This window comes from Sphingobium subterraneum, from assembly GCF_014199435.1.
Lineage (GTDB): Bacteria > Pseudomonadota > Alphaproteobacteria > Sphingomonadales > Sphingomonadaceae > Sphingobium > Sphingobium subterraneum.
On record NZ_JACIJP010000002.1, the window covers coordinates 420565 to 439128 of the forward strand.

Sequence of the window (18564 nt, forward strand, 5' to 3'; positions counted from 1 at the left end):
GTCTCGGTTCCTCTCGTGCGGGCATCTTTTCCCGCTTTGCCCCTTACTGGCAAAGGCTTGGGCCGGAGTCACCTTGCGTAAGTCATAGGTTGCCGAAACAGCAGGATAGGTCATGTAAGGAGCAGATGGCAAAATAGGAGAGTGGCGTGGACAAGCGCCTGAATGGCAAGGTTGCAATGGTGACCGGCGGAACGTCCGGAATCGGCGCGGGAACGGTCGACCGGTTGCGCCGGGAAGGCGCAACGGTGGTCTTCACCGGATCGAATCAGGAAGCGGCGGACCGCGTTTGCGCTGCGACCGGCGCGGAATTCATCCGTCACGATGTCACGGCATCGGCCGCATGGGACGGATTGGCGGAAGAGATCCTGACGCGGCACGGCCGCCTCGATATCGCCTTCGCCAATGCCGGGACGGAGAACGGCGACAGTTCGGTCGAGGACATCACGATCGAAGGCTGGAACAACGTGATCGGCGTCAACCTGACCGGCGCCATGCTGACTGTGCAGCACGCCATGCGCATGATGGCCCGCAACCCGGACGGCCCGGCCGGATCGATCATCGTCAATTCGTCGATGAACGCCCACCGGGCCATGGGAAATTTTCTCGCTTATTCGGTGTCCAAGGCCGCCGTCGTGGCGCTGGTTAAATCCGCCGCGGTCCATGCGGGCAACCGAAAATACAAGATCCGGGTCAACGCCATTCTGCCGGGCGTGGTCGAAACCGCCATGATCGTCAACCTGATCGAGAAAGCGGACAACCCCGCCGCGGCCCGCGCGGCTTATGAGGGGCTCTCCCCCATGGGGCGCATGGCCGCGGTCGAGGAAGTCGCGGGCATGGTGGCGTGGCTGGCATCGGACGAGGCCCGCTTCTGCTCAGGCAGCGAATTTACAATGGACGGCGCAAGCACCGCCGGCATGAACGGGGTTTGAGGGCTATGGACAATCTGGGTTCCTTTCGCCTGAGCGGCCGCGTGGCGCTGGTGACCGGCGGCTTGCGGGGTATCGGTCTGGCGTGCGTGGAGCGCTTCCTCGTCGAAGGCGCCGAAGTCATCCTGACCGATCTCGATACGGCCGACAGCGAACTGGCGGTCAGCACCCTGTCGCGACTGGGGCAGGCCGCCAGCTATGTTCAGGCCAATGTCACGAGCGAGGTGGATTGGGCGAGCGTGCTGGCCGCGGTCGAGCAACGGCATGGCACGCTGCACATTCTGGTCAACAATGCCGGGATCGACCTGACCGGCCCTGTTGCATCCACCAGTCTGGAAGGCTGGCGTCGCATCATGGGCATCAACGTCGACGGGGTGTTTCTTGGCGTGCGGACACTCGTGCCCCTGCTGGAAAAGAGCGGCGTGGACGTCACGGGTGGGGCTTCGATCATCAATGTCAGCTCGATCATGGGCCTTGTCGGAATGAGCGAAGTTTCCGCCTACAACGCGAGCAAGGGCGCGGTCCGCCTGTTCACCAAATCCATTGCCCTCGAATTTGCGGAGAAGCGCATGCCGATCCGCGCCAATTCTCTCCACCCCGGTTTCGTCGTCACGCCGCTCCTCAACGAGGGTTTCCAGCGCTGGGTCGACAAGGGCGTCGCCGAAAAGGCGCAGGACCTGATCGACATGGTTGCGGCGAAAACCCCGCTCGGTCGGCTTGCTGATCCAAAGGAACTGGCCAGCGCCGCCTTTTTCCTCGCGTCCAGCGACAGTTCCTACATGACCGGGGCCGAGCTGGTCATCGATGGCGGCTGGACGGCGCAATAGCGTCCCACCGCTTTCTTCGTCTCTGATTCCGCAGAAAGGCTTTCCCATGACCATTGCCCTGCCAGATGTCATTGCCGTTGTAACAGGCGCCGCGGGGGGCATCGGGCGCGAAATCGTCAAGGCCTTGAAGGCCGCCGGTGCCACAGTGGTGGCGACCGACTTGCGGGATGATGCCGACGTCGCCGACGCGGACCATTATCTCAAGCATGATGTCGCCAGCGAAGCCGACTGGCGCGCCGTCGAGCATTATGTGCGGGAAACCTATGGTCGGCTCGACGTGCTTGTGAACAACGCGGGTTACTCGATCGTCACCCGCTTTGAAGACACGGCGCTGTCCGATTTCCATCGGGTGAACGCCATCAATGTCGACAGCGCGATCATCGGTACCCAGATCCTGCTCGATCTGCTGAAGGCGGGGGGCAAGGCGCGCAAGGGCGGCGCGTCGATCATCAATTTTTCGAGCGTGGGTGGGCTGCAGGGCGCCGCGTTCAATGCGGCCTATTGCGTCAGCAAGGCTGCGATCCGGATGCTGTCCAAATGTCTGGGCGCGGAGTTTGCCGCGCTCGGCTACAACATTCGTGTGAACTCCGTCCATCCGGGGGGCATCGATACTCCGATGCTCAATTCCATCATTGACCGTTATGTTGAGCTGGGCGCTGCGCCATCGCGCGAGGCGGCCAAGGCCGGGGTCGTGCAGTCCCACCCGATCGGCCGTCTGGGCCGCCCAGAGGAAATGGCCGGGGGCGTCGTATTTCTCGCCAGCGAGGCCGCCAGTTTCATGACCTGCGACGAGCTGGTTATGGATGGCGGCTTTTCGCAGGTTTGAGCGGGGAGAGAGCGATGTCCCCGCCCCTACCCGGCGTTCTGGGCGTGCACCATATCGGCGTTTCGGTTCCCGATCTCGATCTGGCACGGCGCTTCTACATCGATCTGCTTGGCGCGGTGGAAGAAGTCGAACCCATGGGCTGGTCGGACAACCCCTTCATCGACGCGGTTGTCGGACTGGAGGGCAGCGCCGCCCGCCAGTTCTTCTGTCGGCTGGGCAATGTGCAAATCGAGGTGTTCGAATATTCGGCGCCGAAGCAGGCGCCGCTCGACCCGCACCGGGGCGTCAACGAATATGGCTATACCCATATCGCGCTGCAGGTCGAGGATGTGGCGGCGGTTCACGCACGCGTACTGGATGCCGGCCTGCCAGTGCACACGCCCCCGGCGCTCGATGGTATTACGACCGATGCCGATGGCGTGAAGCACGGCTATGCCGGAAGCTATTGCCGCGACTATTTCGGCAACGTGTTCGAGATCCTGGAAGTTCACGAAAGTCGGGACATCCGGCCCCTGTAGGCGATGTTCTCCCGTGGGCCGCTACAGCGAGGACCCACCGTCCAGAACGAACTCGGCCCCCGTCGCGAAAGCGCTCTCGTCGCTGGCGAGGTAAAGGCACAGCGCTGCGACCTCTTCCGGCTTTCCGATTCGGCCGATGGGATGCAGCGCCAGCCATTCGGCATAGAGCGCATCGGGATCCTCGGCCTGGGCCAGAACTTTGTCGAGGATCGGCGTGTGGATGACGCCGGGATGCACCGAATTGCAGCGCATGCCATATCCCGCCCGCGCATAATGCAGTGCAACCGATTTGGTCATGTGCGTTACCCCGGCCTTTGCCGCATTGTAGGCGACGAGATAATGTTCCGCGCGGATGCTCGCCATGGACGAAATGTTGATGACCGACCCGCCTGTCTTTCGCATCAGCGGCACGACATGCTTGCACCCCAGAAACGGGCCGACCAGGTCGACATCCATTTCGTGCCGGAACGCGTCGAGTGTGACCTCCTCGACCGATCCATAGGTGGTAATGCCCGCGCAATTGACCAGCACATCGAGGCGGCCGTGTCGCGACGCGATGGCGGCGAAAACGGCGATCCAGTTCTCTTCACTCGTCACGTCGAGCTGGAGAAAGTCCGTGCGCGCACCCAGTTCGTTTGCCAGCGCCGTGCCATTCGCCTCGTCGATGTCGGTGAGCACGACAGTAGCGCCCTCCTCATGAAATCGCCGGACGATGGCGTCCCCCAGACCGGACGCAGCGCCCGTCACCAGAGCAACCTTACCGGCAATCCTGCCTGCCATGAGCATCTCCTGTTCCGCGACCAGTCAGCACAGCCCCGCCATCCGTCGCACCTGACCAAAGTACCAGAAGCGGCAGCACAGGGTTGTTCCTAGCGTCCTCCCACCAGAAAGCGCTCAAAAAGGAACACGCCATGCCGGTCATCGTTGCGGGAACGCTCACTTTTGCCGGAGACAGCGAGACCTGCGCGTCCATCATCCGCGCCGGTGTGGCCCACATCGCGGACAGTCGCCGCGAAGAGGGATGCGTCGCCTATAACTGGGCCGTCGATCCGCTCGATCCGGCGACAATCCACGTGTTCGAGGAATGGGACGACGAAAAAGCCCTGCTTCGTCACTTTCAGCACAGTTCCTACCGTGCGATGCGCAGCCATCTGGAACGTTACGACCTCATCGGTTTTCACGTTCAGCTCTATTCCGCCGGCCGGGTGGAACCGGTGTATGATGAGGCGGGCCAGCCGCGCAGCGCGCTATTCGACGTCAGCCTGCCTTAGGCGCCGCCTCCGCTCTCGACCTCGGGCGGGATCAGCATGTCCATGGAGAATAGCGCGGCTTTCCACCCTGCCGGTGTACGTACGACATCGAAATAATAACGCCCGCGCATGGTGATCCCTCCGCCCGCCTTGTACCGGCCCATGCCTACGACATAGGTCCGCACAGAGGCCTTATCGCCCGCATAGGACGTGACGGCAAAGTTGCTCAGATAGTGCGCGTGCGCCGCCATGACGTCGAACGTGTTGGCATAAAACTGGCGGATCGCGGCCCGCCCCGTCAGGCTCGGGAAACCTACTCCGGACAGATCGAACACGGCGGCGTCGGTGAAAATGGTACCGATGCCATCGAGATCGTGAAGGCTGTCGACCGCATGCGCAAAGGCGACCAGCAGATCCTCCAGCGCAACACGATCTTCCCACGGGCAAACTGCCATCGTCACTTCCTTCCGACAGGACGCTGCGCAATCCGCAGCGCTGACTAGGCGTCGCCCGGTCCCCTGACATAATCGTTGAGCAGCTCGTGGAAACGCTGAACGCGCTTTTCCTGGAGCGGCAAGATACAGCCCTTGAACCCCCGCGAGTTCAGACCTTGCTGCTGCGACGTGCCGATGGAGAGATCCTGGTCGGCAACATAGCCGACGCTTACCCCATCGCCATAAACGGAATGGCGTTGAACCGCATCATGGCGCAGCGGAACATCGCCGATCGGTGTGGCGACAGTTTTCATGCCCGCGACCGGAGGATAGAAGCACCAGTGCTGGAACACACACTTTTCCGGGTCGGTCGGGTGTGGCTCGGTGCGCAGGACTTGCAGCTGTTCGGGGCTCATCGTCAGCGTGAGGTTGGGGAACAGGGTACAGTGGAAATAGTCGACCAATTGCTGGTCAGACATGCTGTCGTAATTGGTGAAACCCCTGCCCGGACCGAGGCGACGCTTGGCATCGATGATCGCCTGCCGCAGATCGCCCGTGCGGCCGCTGAAGTCCGCCGGATCGATGTCCCACGCGCGGGCGACATCATCAAGCGGCGCGGGAACTTCGGTCGTGTGGTAATCGACGCGCGTGGTTGCCTGATGCCCCTTCATCCACATCGCATTGTGGCCGGATGGATACATTTCGAACACGGTATCCGGCAGGCCGTCGTTGATGAAGGTCGCCAGTTCGGGGTGAATGGTCGGCAGATGATAGCTTTCGTTGAAATTGTCGCGGATGATTTTCCAGTTGAACTCGCAATCCGCGGACAATTTGAGGACGCGCACCCAGTTTTCGATACCGTAGCCCTTCAGTCTTTCCGGAAAAGGCGTCAGCCATTCCGCGAGCGGAGCCACATCGTCGTCCATGCACCAGAAGACGAACGGTCCCCATGTGTCGCAGCGCAATTCGGACAGATGGACCTTGCCGCAGGGGTTGCCGTTCGCGAAATCGTCGGGATCCTGCACCTGCGCCAAGGTGCCATCCAGATCGAATTTCCAGTTGTGATACCCGCAGGCAATGCGGGGAACACTCGTCACTTCATCAAGAATCAGGCGGTTTCCCCGGTGCGGGCAGCTGTTGTAGAATGCCCGGATGGAGCCGTCCTCCTGCCGCACCATGATCACCGATTCCTTGGCGAAATTGTGCCGGACAATGTCGCCCGCCTCCTCGAACTCGGCAAGCACACCGCCCAGATGCCAGACCTTGGGCCAGAGATTTTTTATCTCCAGATCCATCCAATGCTTGGAGATGTAGCGGTCTGCGGTGATGGGATCGCCCCGCACGGGCAGGTCGAATTCCGCTGAATAGCGCGATACCGCGGTTTGAACGTTCATCGATGCATCCTCATCCGGTCCGGTTGTTCATTATTACCAGTCGGCGGATTAAACCGACTCACCTGCCGGTTTTATGCTATTCCCCGCACATTGTCCCACCTCCTCATTTGACTAGGTGGAGAAAGCGGAACCGGGCGTGATCAGGCACACAGGATGAGGCAGTGTAGGAAAAAGCCATGACGACCAAGACCAACACGCTTCAGGACCGCGTTCTCGCCGCCCTGTCGCCCGACCGGGACGTCGCCGCGCCCACCAAGTGGCAGCAGCGCAAGAGCGCCCAGATGCGCGAACGGATCGTCCAAACCGCCGTCGACTGCCTGGTGGAAGGGGGCTATGCGGGCCTGACCACGGCGGCCGTGGCGACCCGGTGCGGCGTGTCGCGGGGGGCCATGCACCACCATTTCCCGACGCGACTGGAACTGGTCGGCGCGGTCGTCGATCATGTGGTCTACCACCGCATGCGCGGTTATCTCGCCGACTATTTCGGCGGCATCGCGCGCCGCAAGGACGAGCCGCTCATCGAACTGGCGTGCGAGGCGCATTGGCGTTCCGTTCAGACCCCCGACTATGCCGCCTGGCTCGAACTGGCGAGCGCGGCTCGCACCGATACCGAACTTGCGGCCATTTTCGATCCTGTTGCTCGGCGATACGACACGGTGTGGACCAGCGAGATGATCGAGGCTTTCCCCCAGTGGAAGGACCATTGGGATCTGCTGAAGCTCGCACATGATTTTACCAGCGCCGTCCACAGCGGCATGCTGCTGCACGCCCCGGTCTTCGGGAGCGAAGGGCGTATGGAACGGCTGCAGCACTTTGTCGCGCGGACAGTGCAGCAGATGTATGACAGTCGTTAGGGGTACCGCGTACTGATCTCGCACATGTGTCAGGTGTTTCGCCGACACGGCTACCCCAGACTAGGGCAACTGAATTCACGTGGAGAGTGTCATGGCGAACGTCGTAATCACAGGAGCGGGTCGCGGCATTGCGCTGGAGCTGGTGCGTCAGCATGTCGAAGCTGGCGACTGGGTCTTTGCTCTGGCGCGCAGTCCCGAAAGCGCAGGCGAACTCGCCAGTCTGGCCGCCGGATCCGGCGGGCGGCTCACCGTTCACACGATGGATGTATCACGCGATGACAGCGTGCGGGCGGGCGCGGCATCGACCGGGTCGGACGGCATCGACCTGATTTACAATGTCGCTGGCACGTTGGGAAATCCGTCCGCGCAACTGGAGGATTTGGACTGGAAAGATTTCGACGACACCATCGAAGTGATGCTGAAGGGTCCGATGCGTGTCGTTCTGGCTTTTCTTCCGCGCATGTCCGCTGGCGGCAAGATCATGAACTTTTCGAGTCAGCTTGCGGCGTCGACCTGGCCCTATGGTGGATTCTACCCCTATGGCGCCGCCAAGGCGGGTATGAACCGCATGATGCGTTCGGTCGCAATGGACCTTAAAGAGCGCGGTATCATCGTCGGCCTTATCCACCCTGGCTATGTGCAAACGGATATGGGCGGGCCGGGCGCGGACATCAGCCCGGCAGAGAGCGCCGCGAGCATTAAGGCTCTGGCGGAGGGCTGGACGCTCGAACAGTCGGGCGAGTTCTACAAATGGAATGGCGAACCGCACGCCTGGTGAGAGTGCGGACCGCTACCAAGCCTGACACTACCGGTTTTCCCCCGCAGCGAGATCGCGTCTGCGGCCGAACCAGTCGCGCGTTGCCTGTGCGACTGCGCAGGCTCGTGCCATCGGATCTGGGTAGGCGGTGCGCAGTGCCAAGCTGCGCAACTCGACCGAAAGGGGTATATCGACCGGCAGCGCAGCTAGCATTGCTTCAAGAGGCAATGCTCCCTGCCCGCATTGTTCGCGCAGATCGACCGCGTCGAGAATGACAGCATCGAAATCGTCGGGGTCGGGACGCCGCGCAGACGCGTCGCAAAACTGCGCATAGGGGACGAGCGCCGGGTCGAGCTGCGCGATCTGCTCAATGGACGTCCCGGACCGGTCGACATGAATCGGATCCACGAGAATCGCACCGAGCGGGTGTCCGACCATCTCGATGATGGCGCGCGCCTGCGTCAGGTTTTTGACCTGCGTGAATACGCCAAATTCCAGCGCGACGCGCATGCCGCTCCCCTCCGCATGATGGCAGAGAGCTTCGAGCGCGGCCGCTGTGGCGGCAGGATCGGGGTGGGACGAAACACACAGGACATCGGCCGCGCCCAGATCGGCGCCAATATCAATGATCCTGCGATGGGCGTCCAGCCCTTCTCCCGGCTTGATCCACACCACCTCGACATCGAGCAGCGGCAGCCCGGTAGCGGTCAGAGCGTCCCTCGCCGCCTGGCTCTGTGCCGTGGTCCACTCGGCGGGATCCACCCAGATGCCTGCCGCATCGAAACCCGCCGACCGCGCCGCTTCGATCACGACGGAAGCGCCAAATTCGGGCAGCACCCCGGATGCAAGAGAAAGCGGATTCATCGGACAGCCTTCCGCACCGTTTTTCGACACCGGCGGATCACATTACCGGTTCGGGGCGGGAAGGATCATCTTCCAGATACCAGTTGAGCCATTCGTGGAAGAACTGGTTTCCCCGCTCGTTCCGGCCGAATACGAGATTGTCATGCGCGCCGGACTCCAGACCTTTCTGGATCTCCAGCCCGATGACATAATCTTCCTGATAGGTGACGTCCCGGAAGAAATTCATCGCCGTTTCGACCGCCTCGCGGTCGGCCTCGTCGCGGATCGGATCACGGCGCAGATAATTCAGCACCGTACGGTTCCTGTCGGGCGTCGGTCCGGGAAACAATTGGGCGACCTGCGTGATTTCGGGTGCGATGAAGATGGAGACATTGGGAAAGAAAATGCGCACGAAATCATAGCCGTAATTTTCGCGCGTGCCCCACTGGTCGCGGGGCACATCCCTAAGCTGCTCGGCGATCGAATGCTGGGGGAAACCGATCCGGATGTTGGGGCCGAAGCCTTCATAATGCATCGTGTTGGACGGGGTGCGCGGAAAAATCGTTTCCGGGTGCAATGACTTGAAGTGATAGCCTTCGAGATAGCCATCGAACGCGATCTTCCAGTTCGCGCCCTCGATCGTCCGGCTCCCCAAATAGGTCCAGTGCGCAAAATCAAGGGCGTCGAAATCGTCGAGAAAGCCCCGGAAATGGCGGTCGAGGTTCATTGGCCCGTTGGGCGCGAGGCACACGAAAATCATCCCGGCGCGTTCCTCGCATGGCAATTCCCGCAGCCCCAGCTCGGACTTGTCGACATCGCCGAAGGTGGAGGGTTCTGCGATGCCGATCAGCTTGCCGTCCGCGCCAAATGTCCATGCATGGTATTTGCACGTGAACCGGGGGCAATTGCCCTTACCCTCTGCCACGGGTGCGCCCCGATGAGGACAGACATTGAGAAAAGCGCGGACTTTGCCCGCCTTGTCGCGATTGATCAGCACCGGCAGGCCGACGGCCTCCATCGCCTTATAGTCTCCGGGATTGGGGAGTTCGGCCGTAAACGCCAGCATGAGCGGCGCACGCTTGAAAATCAGTTCTATTTCGGCGTTGAACTGGTCCTTGTCCAAATAGGTGCTGGTGGGAACGGTGCGCGGCCGCTCACCCTGGTGAGTCTTCCGCTTCTCGACATAGCCGAGCATGATCTCGGCGACGTCGCCGACTTGCTGCACCCGATCCACTGGCATCTCCATTCGCTGTTCTGACCGGGAAGGTGAGCGTTCCGGAATATTTCCGCAAGCTGCGCAAGGTGCTAGGCTCGGGCAAGCCTGTGTGCCCGCCGCGCTGACCTTCTTGGCACTTTTGACAGTTGGCCCCGCGGCGCGGCGCGGGCAGTCAGCAGACATGATGGAGAGGAAAATGCCCCCCTGGGCGTGGCTGAAGGTCCCACCGGCGCATCTGGCGGAATATGCCGGTGCGGGGTTGTGGGACGAACGCACGATCGCGGATCAGGCTGCATCGCTGGCCGATGCCGACCCGGATTTCGTCGCCATGATCGACGGCGCTGTAACGCTGACCCGGGGCGAGGTTCTGGTTTTCGCCCGAGCCCTGTCGGCGGCACTGTACGAGCGCGGCCTGCGTCCGGGCGATGTCATCGCGTTTCAGGTGCCCAACTGGCATGAAGCCATGGTCATCAATCTTGCGGCGGCCCTCTCAGGGCTGATCATCAATCCGATCGTGCCGATCTACCGCGATCATGAAGTGAAACAGATGCTGGCGGACTGCCGCGCGCGGGCGTTCTTCGTCGCATCGGGTTTCCGAAACGGGGAACTGGAGGCGATGGCCAGCCGGATTTGTTCCCATTTGCCGGACCTCGACTTCGTTTTCACCGTGCGGGGGCAGGGGGCTGATGACTATGCGGCGCTGGTCGCAGCAGGTCAGGACCAAGCCTACGCCCCACCGAAGGTCGATCCTCTGGGCGTGAAAATGGTCCTGTACACATCCGGTACGACCGGTCGCGCCAAGGGCGTGCTGCACAGCCACGTCTCCCTTGCCCACATTTTGCGGAAAAGCGCGGAATATTGGCACTTGCGGCACGGCGAAGCGACGCTGATGCCCTCACCGGTCACCCATGTCTCCGGCTATGCGAATGGTCTGGAGGCGCCCTTTGTCTGCGGCACACGGACCGTCCTGATGGAAAGCTGGAATGCCGAAGAGGCGCTGAGGCTGATCGACCGGCATCAGCTGGTGGGTACGGTCGCGGCGACCCCCTTCCTCGTCGAACTGGCGCAAACGGCCCGGCAGAGCGGACAGACGCTGCCGAGCTTCCGTTATTTCGCGTGTGGCGGGGCGGCCGTGCCCAATGACCTGATCCCCGCCGCCAACGCTGCCTTCGCCCAATGCCGCGCCTTTCGCGTTTTCGGCGCATCGGAGGTGCCGCTCGTAACGTTCGGCTGGCCGGACGATCCGGCACTCGCCGCGACGACCGACGGCGCGATCATCGATTACGAGGTCCGGATCGTCGATGGCGCGGACAACGACCTGCCCGACGGACAGGAGGGTGAAATCCTTGTGCGCGGACCTGGCATGATGCTGGGCTATGCCGACGAAGCGCAGACGCGTGAAGCGCTAACCCCGGACGGGTTTTTCCGCACGGGCGATCTGGGCATTCGCACCCGCAACGCAGCACTGACCATCACGGGGCGCAAGAAGGACCTGATCATTCGCGGCGGCGAGAACATCTCCGCCAAGGAAATCGAGGATGTGCTGCACACCCATTCGGCGGTGCGGGAGGCCGCCGTGGTTGCCATGCCCCACGACCGATTGGGCGAAGGGGTGTGCGCCTATATCATCGCGCGGGATGCGCAGCCCAGCGTGCAGTCGCTTGTCGACCATATCGCAGCGAGTGGACTCGCCCGCCAAAAGACGCCCGAACGCTGGGAATTTCGTGCGGATTTTCCCCGCACCCCGGCGGGCAAGATTCGCAAGGACCAGTTGCGCGCCGATGTGATCGAGCGATTGAAAGGCGACTCCGGGTCATAGGGTTCGTCGGGGGCGCAGCCTCTTTGTCATGGCCCGATCCGAACGAACGCTGGGACCTTCCCACTATCGGCGTATCGCGGGGGGCAACGTAACCTGCGCTACCGCCGTTTCTATTTCCGCCTTCGTCGGATTTCGGCGCAAGGTGAGGCCCCCGTTTACCTGCAGATTCTCGCCTGTCATGAAGCATTCGTCGCTGGCGAGGAACACCGCTGCGGCGGCGATGTCGGCGCTTGTACCGATCCGGCCGAGCGGATAACCCGCCAGAAACGCATCGAACAATCCGGGGACGGTTTTGGCGTCCGCCGTCATCGGCGTGTCGGTCAGCCCGGGTGAAATCGAATTGGCGCGGACCCCCTCGCACCCAAATTCATTGGCGATGCAACGAATGACGTGATCGGTGCCGGCCTTGGTACCCATATAGGCGGCGTGATCTTCAAGCATGATTGTCGCGGTGGCCGAGCTGATCTGAATGATGGAGCCGCCGTTTCCGCCAGCCGATCGCATCATTTTGCGCAGCATGGCCTGATAGAAATGAAACGGTCCGACATATTGCAGCATCGTGATGGCCATCAGCTCATCGTGGGTTGTGTCGAGAAAGGGTTTCAGCAGTCCCCATCCGGTCGCGTTAATAGCGATGTCGATGCCACCCAGAGCTTCTGCAGTGGTGTCGGCCAGCATCGCGACACTGTCTGCTTCGGTGATGTCACAGGGTGTCCACAGGCAGCCATGTGCGCGAGCAAAATCGGCGAGTGCGCTGGCCTTCCGTCCGGAAACAAGGACTTGCGCGCCCTCTTCCAGAAACCGTCGGGCGATTTGCTGGCCCATATTGTCCGGGCTGCTTGCGCCGATGATAACCGCGTTTTTTCCTGCCAATCTCTCCATCGCTCTGCCTTCCCAGCAATTCTTATCTTTTAGCACAGGGGGCATTTCGCTCTTCCTGTTCAAAAAGGCAGTGGAATGACGAGGGTCGACGGGCAAAGTCGCACAATCGCCCCTGATCCCGTCGCCAAGGTCCGCGCCTTATCGCCCAGGACGGCGTACCGAGGAGCAAGGCGCCGTAAAACGCAAGAAAAGGACAGATGAGATGGATCTCCGACTGAAGGGCAAGAAAGTCATCCTCACCGGCGGAAGTCGGGGCATTGGTCGCGCGGCCCTGGAAATTTTCGCGGAGGAAGGTTGCGCTATCGCTTTCTTCTCGCGCAACGCGGAGCAGGTTACCGAGGCTGTCCAGTCCCTGTCCCGGCACGGTGGCAAGGTCTTTGGCGACGCGCTCGATATCACCGACCATGACGCCTACGTGAAATGGCTCGCGGAGGCGGCCGACAGGCTCGGCGGCTGCGACATCTTTGTACCGGGCGCCAGCGCTTCCGGGTCCGGCGCAACGGGCGACTGGGAAGCCTGCTTCGCCGCCGATATCAAGGGGACGGTGCTGGGCTGTGAAACCCTGCAGCCCTGGCTGGAAAAGTCGGATGCGGGCGCGATCGTGATCATGGCATCGACGGCAGGCACGGAAACCTTCATCGTTCCCCAGGCCTTCAATGCCCTCAAGGCCGCCCTGATCGCCTATTCGGGGCAGCTGGGGCAGGCGTGGGGGCCACAAGGTATCCGCGTGAATTGCGTCTCGCCAGGGCCGATCAAGTTCCCCGGAGGAAACTGGGAAGCGATCAGGGACATGGCGCCCGAGCTTTATCAGGCGACCGAAGCGACCTTCGCACTTGGCCGCTGGGGTGGGCCGGAGGAAGTGGCGCGGACGATTGTCTTCCTCGCGAGTCCGGCATCGTCCTACACGACCGGCACCAATGTTGTGGTGGATGGCGGCTATACCAAGCGCGTGCAGTTCTGATCGCGATCGACGAACGTATGCGGCGCCCGCGCCACGACCCGACAGGGACGAAAACGCGCCACGTTGACAGGCCAAGCAGCGCGCCCTGCGGATCGTCCGTTCAGACGATCCGCAGGATCAGTTTGCCAGTGTTCTCCCCGGTAAACAGGCGCATAAACGCGCTATAGGCGTTTTCCAGACCGTACTGGATGTCCTCGTCGACACGCAAACGCCCGTCCGCCAGCCACTGCGCCATTTGCGTCGCACCTTCCGGGAATCGATCGACATAGTCAGAGATCAGGAACCCATGAATCGTCGCGCAACGGGCGAGGATCTGCCACAGGTTGCGCAGCCCTTCCCTGGATGCCGCATTATACTCGCTGATCAGGCCGCAAAGGATGATCCGCGCGTGACGGGCGAGGTTGAACACTTCGGCTTCCAGCACATGCCCTCCGACATTCTCAAACACGATGTCGGCTCCCTCGGGGGCTGCCTGAGCAATAGCTTCGACCAGCGCGGCGTGATCCTTGCCCTTATAGTCTATCGCCGCGTCGAACCCGTAATCGTCCAGCAGGCGGCGGCATTTCTCGGCGCCTCCCGCAATGCCGATGACCCGGCAACCGAGGATTTTGCCGATCTGGCCCACCGCAGACCCGACCGCTCCAGCGGCGCCGGACACCAGCAGCGTCTCCCCTGCCTTGGGACGGGCCGCTTCCACCAGTCCGAAATAGGCGGTCAGGCCGACAGCCCCGAGGGCGGAGAGATAATGGGAGGGGGAGGCAACAGCGGCGGCATCGATGGGCATTGTGAAACCACCCGGAACGACGACCGAAAAATCTTCCAGCGCGTTGAGGCCCATGACCCACTGCCCCACCGGAAACGATGGATGATCGGACGCATGGACCATGCCGATCGTGGTCGCCCGAACCGGATCGTCCAGCGCAATCGGAGGCAGGTAACTCTCCTCGTCATCCATCCAGCCGCGCTGCGCCGGGTCGAGCGAGGCAAAGTGATTGCGCACGACAAAACCGCCCTTCGGGGGTGAGGGAATATCTGACGCGATCAGCGAAAAATCCTCCTCGACCGGGTATCCCCGCGGCCTGCGAACAAGCAAAAAGCGTCGATTTTCAGACATGTGGTGGGCCTCCTTCATCCGCAAACTGGTCGTCTTTTGTGCAACAGCAAGCACCTGTGCAATTCGACAGGTCTGCTTTCGATAAAATCGGAGCATAAGATCATTTCAAGGCGGCTACACAATTAACCGGCCGCTCGGGAGGATCATCTTATGGCATCCGTATACCTTCGCGGAGCGTTGGCTGTCGCACTGTCGACCACCGCTCTCACTGTCATTTCCACACCCGCTTTCGCACAGGCCGCGCCGTCAGCAGCCGACGAGCAGGCCGCCGAACCGGCCGATTCTGGCGCCATCATCGTGACGGCACGCCGCCGTTCGGAAACGCTGCAACAGACGCCGGTGGCGATCACTGCGGTCAATACGGCGATGCTCGAAAACAAGGCCGCCGTGAATATCGGAGATCTTCAGGGCGCCGCGCCCGGCCTGCTGATTACCCAGCAGAATTCGGGTGCCCAGGCAGCCAATATTTCGATCCGCGGTCTGACATATGCCGATATCGAGAAATCGCAAACCCCCACCGTGGGCGTCGTGGTCGACGGTATCACCATCGGCACCAACACCGGGCAGTTGCAGGACGCGTTCGACATCGCCCAGATCGAAGTTCTGCGCGGACCGCAAGGCACGCTGTTCGGCGCGAACACGATCGGCGGCGTCATCAACATCACCCGCACCAAGCCGACGATGGAACCGGGCGGCAAGGCCGAATTCACCTATGGCCGCTGGAATACATGGTCCGGCAAGGCGATCGTCAACTATGGCAATGGCGATACATGGGGCATTAAGGGCTGGTATTTCCATAATGAGACGGATGGCTTCTACCATAACGTGACGCGCAACACGTCCGACGGCTGGAGCAAGGGTGACAGCTATGGCGCCAGCCTGCTGTTCAAGCCTGCCGGGTCGGGCTTCAATGCTCAGCTTACCGTCGAAAATGTCGTGCAGTCGTTCAACCCGGTGGTGAGCAACATCGCCAAGACGGGTGAGGTATTCTGTGCGTTTGAACCCGCGCAGGAATGCAATCGCAACACGACAACAGACCTTTACACCACCTTCGGCGCAGCGGCGAAAAGCAAATATCGCGCCCCAAATGCCACACTGGAAATGAATTATGACGCGGGCGCGGTGAAGCTGACGTCGATCACCGGCTGGCGTCATAGCAAAGAAGGGCAAACACAGGATTTTGACGGTTCTTCGACCGACCTCTATTATGTCGATCGTCGCCAGCATTATACCCAGTGGAGCCAGGAATTGCGCGCTTCTGGCAATCTGTTCGATGGTTTCGATTATGTCGTCGGCGGCTATTTCTTCTCCTCCAAGTACGATCTGACACAATGGTCGCGCGTATTCGGCTTTGATCCGAACACGCCGCCGACCCTGTTCGACCGGGCTTCGCAGCATGTTGAAGGCAAGACCAAGAGCTACGCGGTCTTCGGCGACTTTAACTGGGCCTTTGCCGACAATTGGCGCCTGTCCTTCGGTGGCCGCTGGAGCCATGACAACAAGAAGCTGGTGAACGGCTTTGCTCCGAATATGCTGATCGCCCCGGGCGACCTGCAACAGCTCACATACGTCGCACCGGGATCTTGCACCGGCATAGGCGCGCCAACAGCTCCGGGGACACCGGTCTGCGCACCCGGCACGTTTGCACTGGTTGGCGCGGGCGACGCGAATTTCACGAAGTTCACGCCCAAGGTTGGCATAGATTATCGCCCGAACAGCGATACCATGCTTTATGCATCCTGGTCGCGCGGATACCGGTCCGGCGGTTTCAGCCCCCGCGCCGCCACGGCCGCCACGGCCAGCACACCGTTTCGTCCGGAAACCGTCGATTCCTACGAAATCGGTGCGAAGCTCGCCCTTCTGGATCGCAAACTTGAAATCAACATCGCGGGCTATGTGTCTGATTACAAGAACATGCAGCAGAACCTGACCGTTCCGGGCGGCCCGACCGGCAACCAGACGGTCACCGGCAACGTTCCGGGCGGCGCGAGCATCAAGGGCATCGAAATCGATGGCAGCCTGCGGGTCACCCGGCAGCTCCGCATCACCGCTTCGGGCGCCTATATGAAGTCGCACTTCCGCAACTTCATCGCGGACGGCGTGCTCCCTGCTGGCCTCGTCTATCCGGGCGGGGTAGTGCCTCCAGCGAGCGGGCTTGGACCGTACAACTATTCGGCCAACAACCTGATCTACGCGCCGAAGTTCACCACATCGCTGGCGGCGGAATATGAAGTTCCGACCAGCTTTGGTTCGGTTCAGACGTCCATCGGCTGGCGCCATATCAGCCCCTATGACGAGCAGCTCTCGGTTGCCTCTACCACTCCGGCCAATATCGGCGGCAGGGCGGGTGTCATCGTTAACGGGAACGATCCCCGCGTCCGCACCACGACACAGGATCTGGTCGACGCCAGCCTGACGGTAAAGTTCGACCTTGGCGACAACGAAGCCTATGTCCGGGTATTCGGTCGCAACCTCGCCAATGAGAAGACCACGACCCACGCGTTCACGGTGGCCGGACTCTGGTCCTTCGGCATGGCGCTGGAACCCCGCACCTATGGCGCGACCATTGGCGTGAAGTTCTAAACCGACCCGTCCTTCGGGGTCGCAATGGGGCGTTCGGCACAATCGGCTGGACGCCCCCTTTTTACAAGGAGCGGAAAATGGCACGTCTCGACGGAAAAATTGCGCTGGTCACCGGCGCAGGGAATGAACGCGGGCTGGGGGCGGCAACCGCACGCCGTTTCGCAGAAGAAGGAGCCTTCGTCTATCTCACGGACCTTGACGGGGACGGCGTTGAAACGGTTGCAGCGAGCATCCGCGCTGCGGGCTGCCAGTGTACCGCACTGGCCCATGACGTGACCGATGAGGCTAGCTGGGACGGGATCTTCGACACCATCGGCGCAGGCCATGGGCGCCTGGATGTGTTGGTCAACAATGCGGGCATCGCGATCCTTAAGCCGATCGAGCAGCTCGCCACGGCCGACTGGGAACGGCAGAACAGGGTCAATCTCGACAGCGTGTTTTACGGCACGCAGCGCGCCGTGGCGCTCATGCGCAAGGTTGGTCAGGGTGGCTCGATCATCAACCTCTCGTCGATTGTGGGGCTTGTGGGTGTGGCGGGCTGTGCCGCCTATGGCGCCGCAAAGGGAGGGGTCCGCCTGTTCAGCAAGTCGGTCGCACTCGAATGCGCACCACAGAACATACGCTGCAACACGGTACACCCCGGCATGATCGAGACGGCAATGCAGGACGTCGCGCGCAGGGACAACCCCGATGTCTTTGACCAGATCGTCGCCGCTATTCCGATGCGACGCATGGGCGCTCCCCTCGACATCGCCAATATGAACCTTTTCCTCGCCAGCGACGAGGCAGCGTACATCACCGGTTGCGAATTTACCGTCGATGGTGGTGTCACCGCGATGTAAAACGGTGAGGTCAGTGCGCGGCGGATAGCAGTGCTGGCCTCAACACCCCTTGGGCGATTGCTGCCGGTGAATGTTGCGGAAGGATCGCGACGCAAAATACCAGCGCCCGTCAATTTTCCGGCAAATATCTTCATAAAGTCCCCGATCGCGGTGCGTAACGCCGTCCCGGTCGTAGACTTCCGATGTGTAGCAGCGGACCTGGGCGACATCGCCGTCGATTTCGATTGATCCGGGCCATGCCTCGAACATGATACCCGGATAGGCCTTCATCGCCTCGCCCCACATGGCGACGATGGCTTCGCGCCCCCGTGTCGTGCCGATCTCGGGATAATCGGGCAGCGACCATTCGCCATCCTCCGCCCATGTCGCTCCCCATGCATCAGCATCGAGTCGGGTCACCGCCTCGGCATAGGCCTCCAGCAGCTCGCGGATGGCAAGACGATCTTCGAAGGCGCCGATATAGGCCATGACAGGACTCTCCCATTCGTTGTGGCAGACAGGTTACCCGGTACGGCGCC

The 18564-nt window shown here is 61.6% G+C and carries 19 protein-coding genes; 11 read left to right on the forward strand and 8 right to left on the reverse strand.

The features are described 5' to 3' along the window. The first annotated feature begins 176 nt into the window (after positions 1–176). From FHS92_RS08735 to FHS92_RS08750, 4 genes are read left to right on the forward strand one after another with little or no spacing between them, the layout of a single operon-like run. Positions 177–929 carry an SDR family NAD(P)-dependent oxidoreductase gene (locus FHS92_RS08735; RefSeq protein ID WP_184080290.1) on the forward strand — a complete coding sequence of 251 codons (753 nt, stop codon included), beginning with the start codon at positions 177–179 and terminating at the stop codon, positions 927–929. A 5-nt stretch (positions 930–934) separates the two neighbouring features. Then, positions 935–1753 (forward strand): SDR family NAD(P)-dependent oxidoreductase, encoded by an 819-nt coding sequence (locus FHS92_RS08740; RefSeq protein WP_184079589.1) that lies wholly within the window; start codon positions 935–937, stop codon positions 1751–1753. Between the two features lie 46 nt (positions 1754–1799). Then, positions 1800–2579 carry an SDR family NAD(P)-dependent oxidoreductase gene (locus FHS92_RS08745; RefSeq protein ID WP_184079591.1) on the forward strand — a complete coding sequence of 260 codons (780 nt, stop codon included), beginning with the start codon at positions 1800–1802 and terminating at the stop codon, positions 2577–2579. Positions 2580–2593: 14 nt separating this feature from the next. Continuing rightward, positions 2594–3097 (forward strand): VOC family protein, encoded by a 504-nt coding sequence (locus tag FHS92_RS08750; protein ID WP_184079593.1) that lies wholly within the window; start codon positions 2594–2596, stop codon positions 3095–3097. Positions 3098–3118: 21 nt separating this feature from the next. Here FHS92_RS08750 and FHS92_RS08755 read toward each other — a convergent pair whose 3' ends face one another. After that, the gene (locus FHS92_RS08755) at positions 3119–3877 is read right to left on the reverse strand and encodes an SDR family oxidoreductase (RefSeq protein WP_246351878.1); all 759 of its coding nucleotides are present in this window, start codon (positions 3875–3877) and stop codon (positions 3119–3121) included. 131 nt (positions 3878–4008) lie between these two features. Between FHS92_RS08755 and FHS92_RS08760 the strand changes: the two genes are divergently transcribed. After that, positions 4009–4368 (forward strand): putative quinol monooxygenase, encoded by a 360-nt coding sequence (locus FHS92_RS08760; protein WP_184079597.1) that lies wholly within the window; start codon positions 4009–4011, stop codon positions 4366–4368. Here the strand turns inward: FHS92_RS08760 and FHS92_RS08765 are convergent. Together FHS92_RS08765 and FHS92_RS08770 are read right to left on the reverse strand one after the other, a co-directional pair. Next, entirely contained in the window at positions 4365–4802 is a 438-nt protein-coding gene (locus FHS92_RS08765) for a nuclear transport factor 2 family protein (RefSeq protein WP_184079599.1), read from the reverse strand. The genes FHS92_RS08760 and FHS92_RS08765 overlap by 4 nt on opposite strands. Before the next feature lie 44 nt (positions 4803–4846). Continuing rightward, positions 4847–6175 (reverse strand): aromatic ring-hydroxylating oxygenase subunit alpha, encoded by a 1329-nt coding sequence (locus tag FHS92_RS08770; RefSeq protein WP_184079601.1) that lies wholly within the window; start codon positions 6173–6175, stop codon positions 4847–4849. Between the two features lie 176 nt (positions 6176–6351). Here FHS92_RS08770 and FHS92_RS08775 point away from each other — a divergent pair, with 176 nt between their 5' ends. After that, the gene (locus FHS92_RS08775; RefSeq protein WP_184079603.1) at positions 6352–7029 is read left to right on the forward strand and encodes a TetR/AcrR family transcriptional regulator; all 678 of its coding nucleotides are present in this window, start codon (positions 6352–6354) and stop codon (positions 7027–7029) included. Positions 7030–7120: 91 nt separating this feature from the next. Continuing rightward, on the forward strand, positions 7121–7807 hold the full coding sequence (locus FHS92_RS08780) for an SDR family oxidoreductase (protein WP_184079605.1): 687 nt from the start codon (positions 7121–7123) through the stop codon (positions 7805–7807). Between the two features lie 27 nt (positions 7808–7834). On the opposite strand, the gene FHS92_RS08785 is transcribed toward FHS92_RS08780, so the two are convergent. Beyond that, positions 7835–8650, reverse strand: coding sequence for a sugar phosphate isomerase/epimerase family protein (locus FHS92_RS08785; protein ID WP_184079607.1), 816 nt, complete (start codon positions 8648–8650; stop codon positions 7835–7837). A 37-nt stretch (positions 8651–8687) separates the two neighbouring features. Next, on the reverse strand, positions 8688–9824 hold the full coding sequence (locus FHS92_RS08790) for an aromatic ring-hydroxylating oxygenase subunit alpha (protein WP_246351917.1): 1137 nt from the start codon (positions 9822–9824) through the stop codon (positions 8688–8690). A gap of 217 nt (positions 9825–10041) precedes the next feature. Here FHS92_RS08790 and FHS92_RS08795 point away from each other — a divergent pair, with 217 nt between their 5' ends. Continuing rightward, positions 10042–11664, forward strand: coding sequence for an AMP-binding protein (locus tag FHS92_RS08795; RefSeq protein WP_246351879.1), 1623 nt, complete (start codon positions 10042–10044; stop codon positions 11662–11664). 63 nt (positions 11665–11727) lie between these two features. Here the strand turns inward: FHS92_RS08795 and FHS92_RS08800 are convergent, their stop codons facing one another. Next, entirely contained in the window at positions 11728–12546 is an 819-nt protein-coding gene (locus FHS92_RS08800) for an SDR family NAD(P)-dependent oxidoreductase (protein ID WP_184079611.1), read from the reverse strand. A gap of 202 nt (positions 12547–12748) precedes the next feature. On the opposite strand from FHS92_RS08800, the gene FHS92_RS08805 reads away from it, so the two are divergent. Next, positions 12749–13507, forward strand: a complete 759-nt coding sequence (locus tag FHS92_RS08805; protein WP_184079613.1) for an SDR family NAD(P)-dependent oxidoreductase — start codon at positions 12749–12751, stop codon at positions 13505–13507. Between the two features lie 100 nt (positions 13508–13607). Here FHS92_RS08805 and FHS92_RS08810 read toward each other — a convergent pair whose 3' ends face one another. Beyond that, positions 13608–14621 (reverse strand): NADP-dependent oxidoreductase, encoded by a 1014-nt coding sequence (locus FHS92_RS08810; RefSeq protein WP_184079615.1) that lies wholly within the window; start codon positions 14619–14621, stop codon positions 13608–13610. A 150-nt stretch (positions 14622–14771) separates the two neighbouring features. Between FHS92_RS08810 and FHS92_RS08815 the strand changes: the two genes are divergently transcribed. Continuing rightward, positions 14772–17204: a TonB-dependent receptor gene (locus tag FHS92_RS08815; protein ID WP_184079617.1), complete on the forward strand. Its 2433-nt coding sequence runs from the start codon at positions 14772–14774 to the stop codon at positions 17202–17204. 77 nt (positions 17205–17281) lie between these two features. Further along, complete coding sequence (locus tag FHS92_RS08820) at positions 17282–18046, forward strand: SDR family NAD(P)-dependent oxidoreductase (protein ID WP_184079619.1); 765 nt, start codon at positions 17282–17284, stop codon at positions 18044–18046. Between the two features lie 39 nt (positions 18047–18085). Here the strand turns inward: FHS92_RS08820 and FHS92_RS08825 are convergent, their stop codons facing one another. Continuing rightward, complete coding sequence (locus FHS92_RS08825) at positions 18086–18514, reverse strand: nuclear transport factor 2 family protein (protein WP_184079621.1); 429 nt, start codon at positions 18512–18514, stop codon at positions 18086–18088. Between the last annotated feature and the right edge of the window lie 50 nt (positions 18515–18564).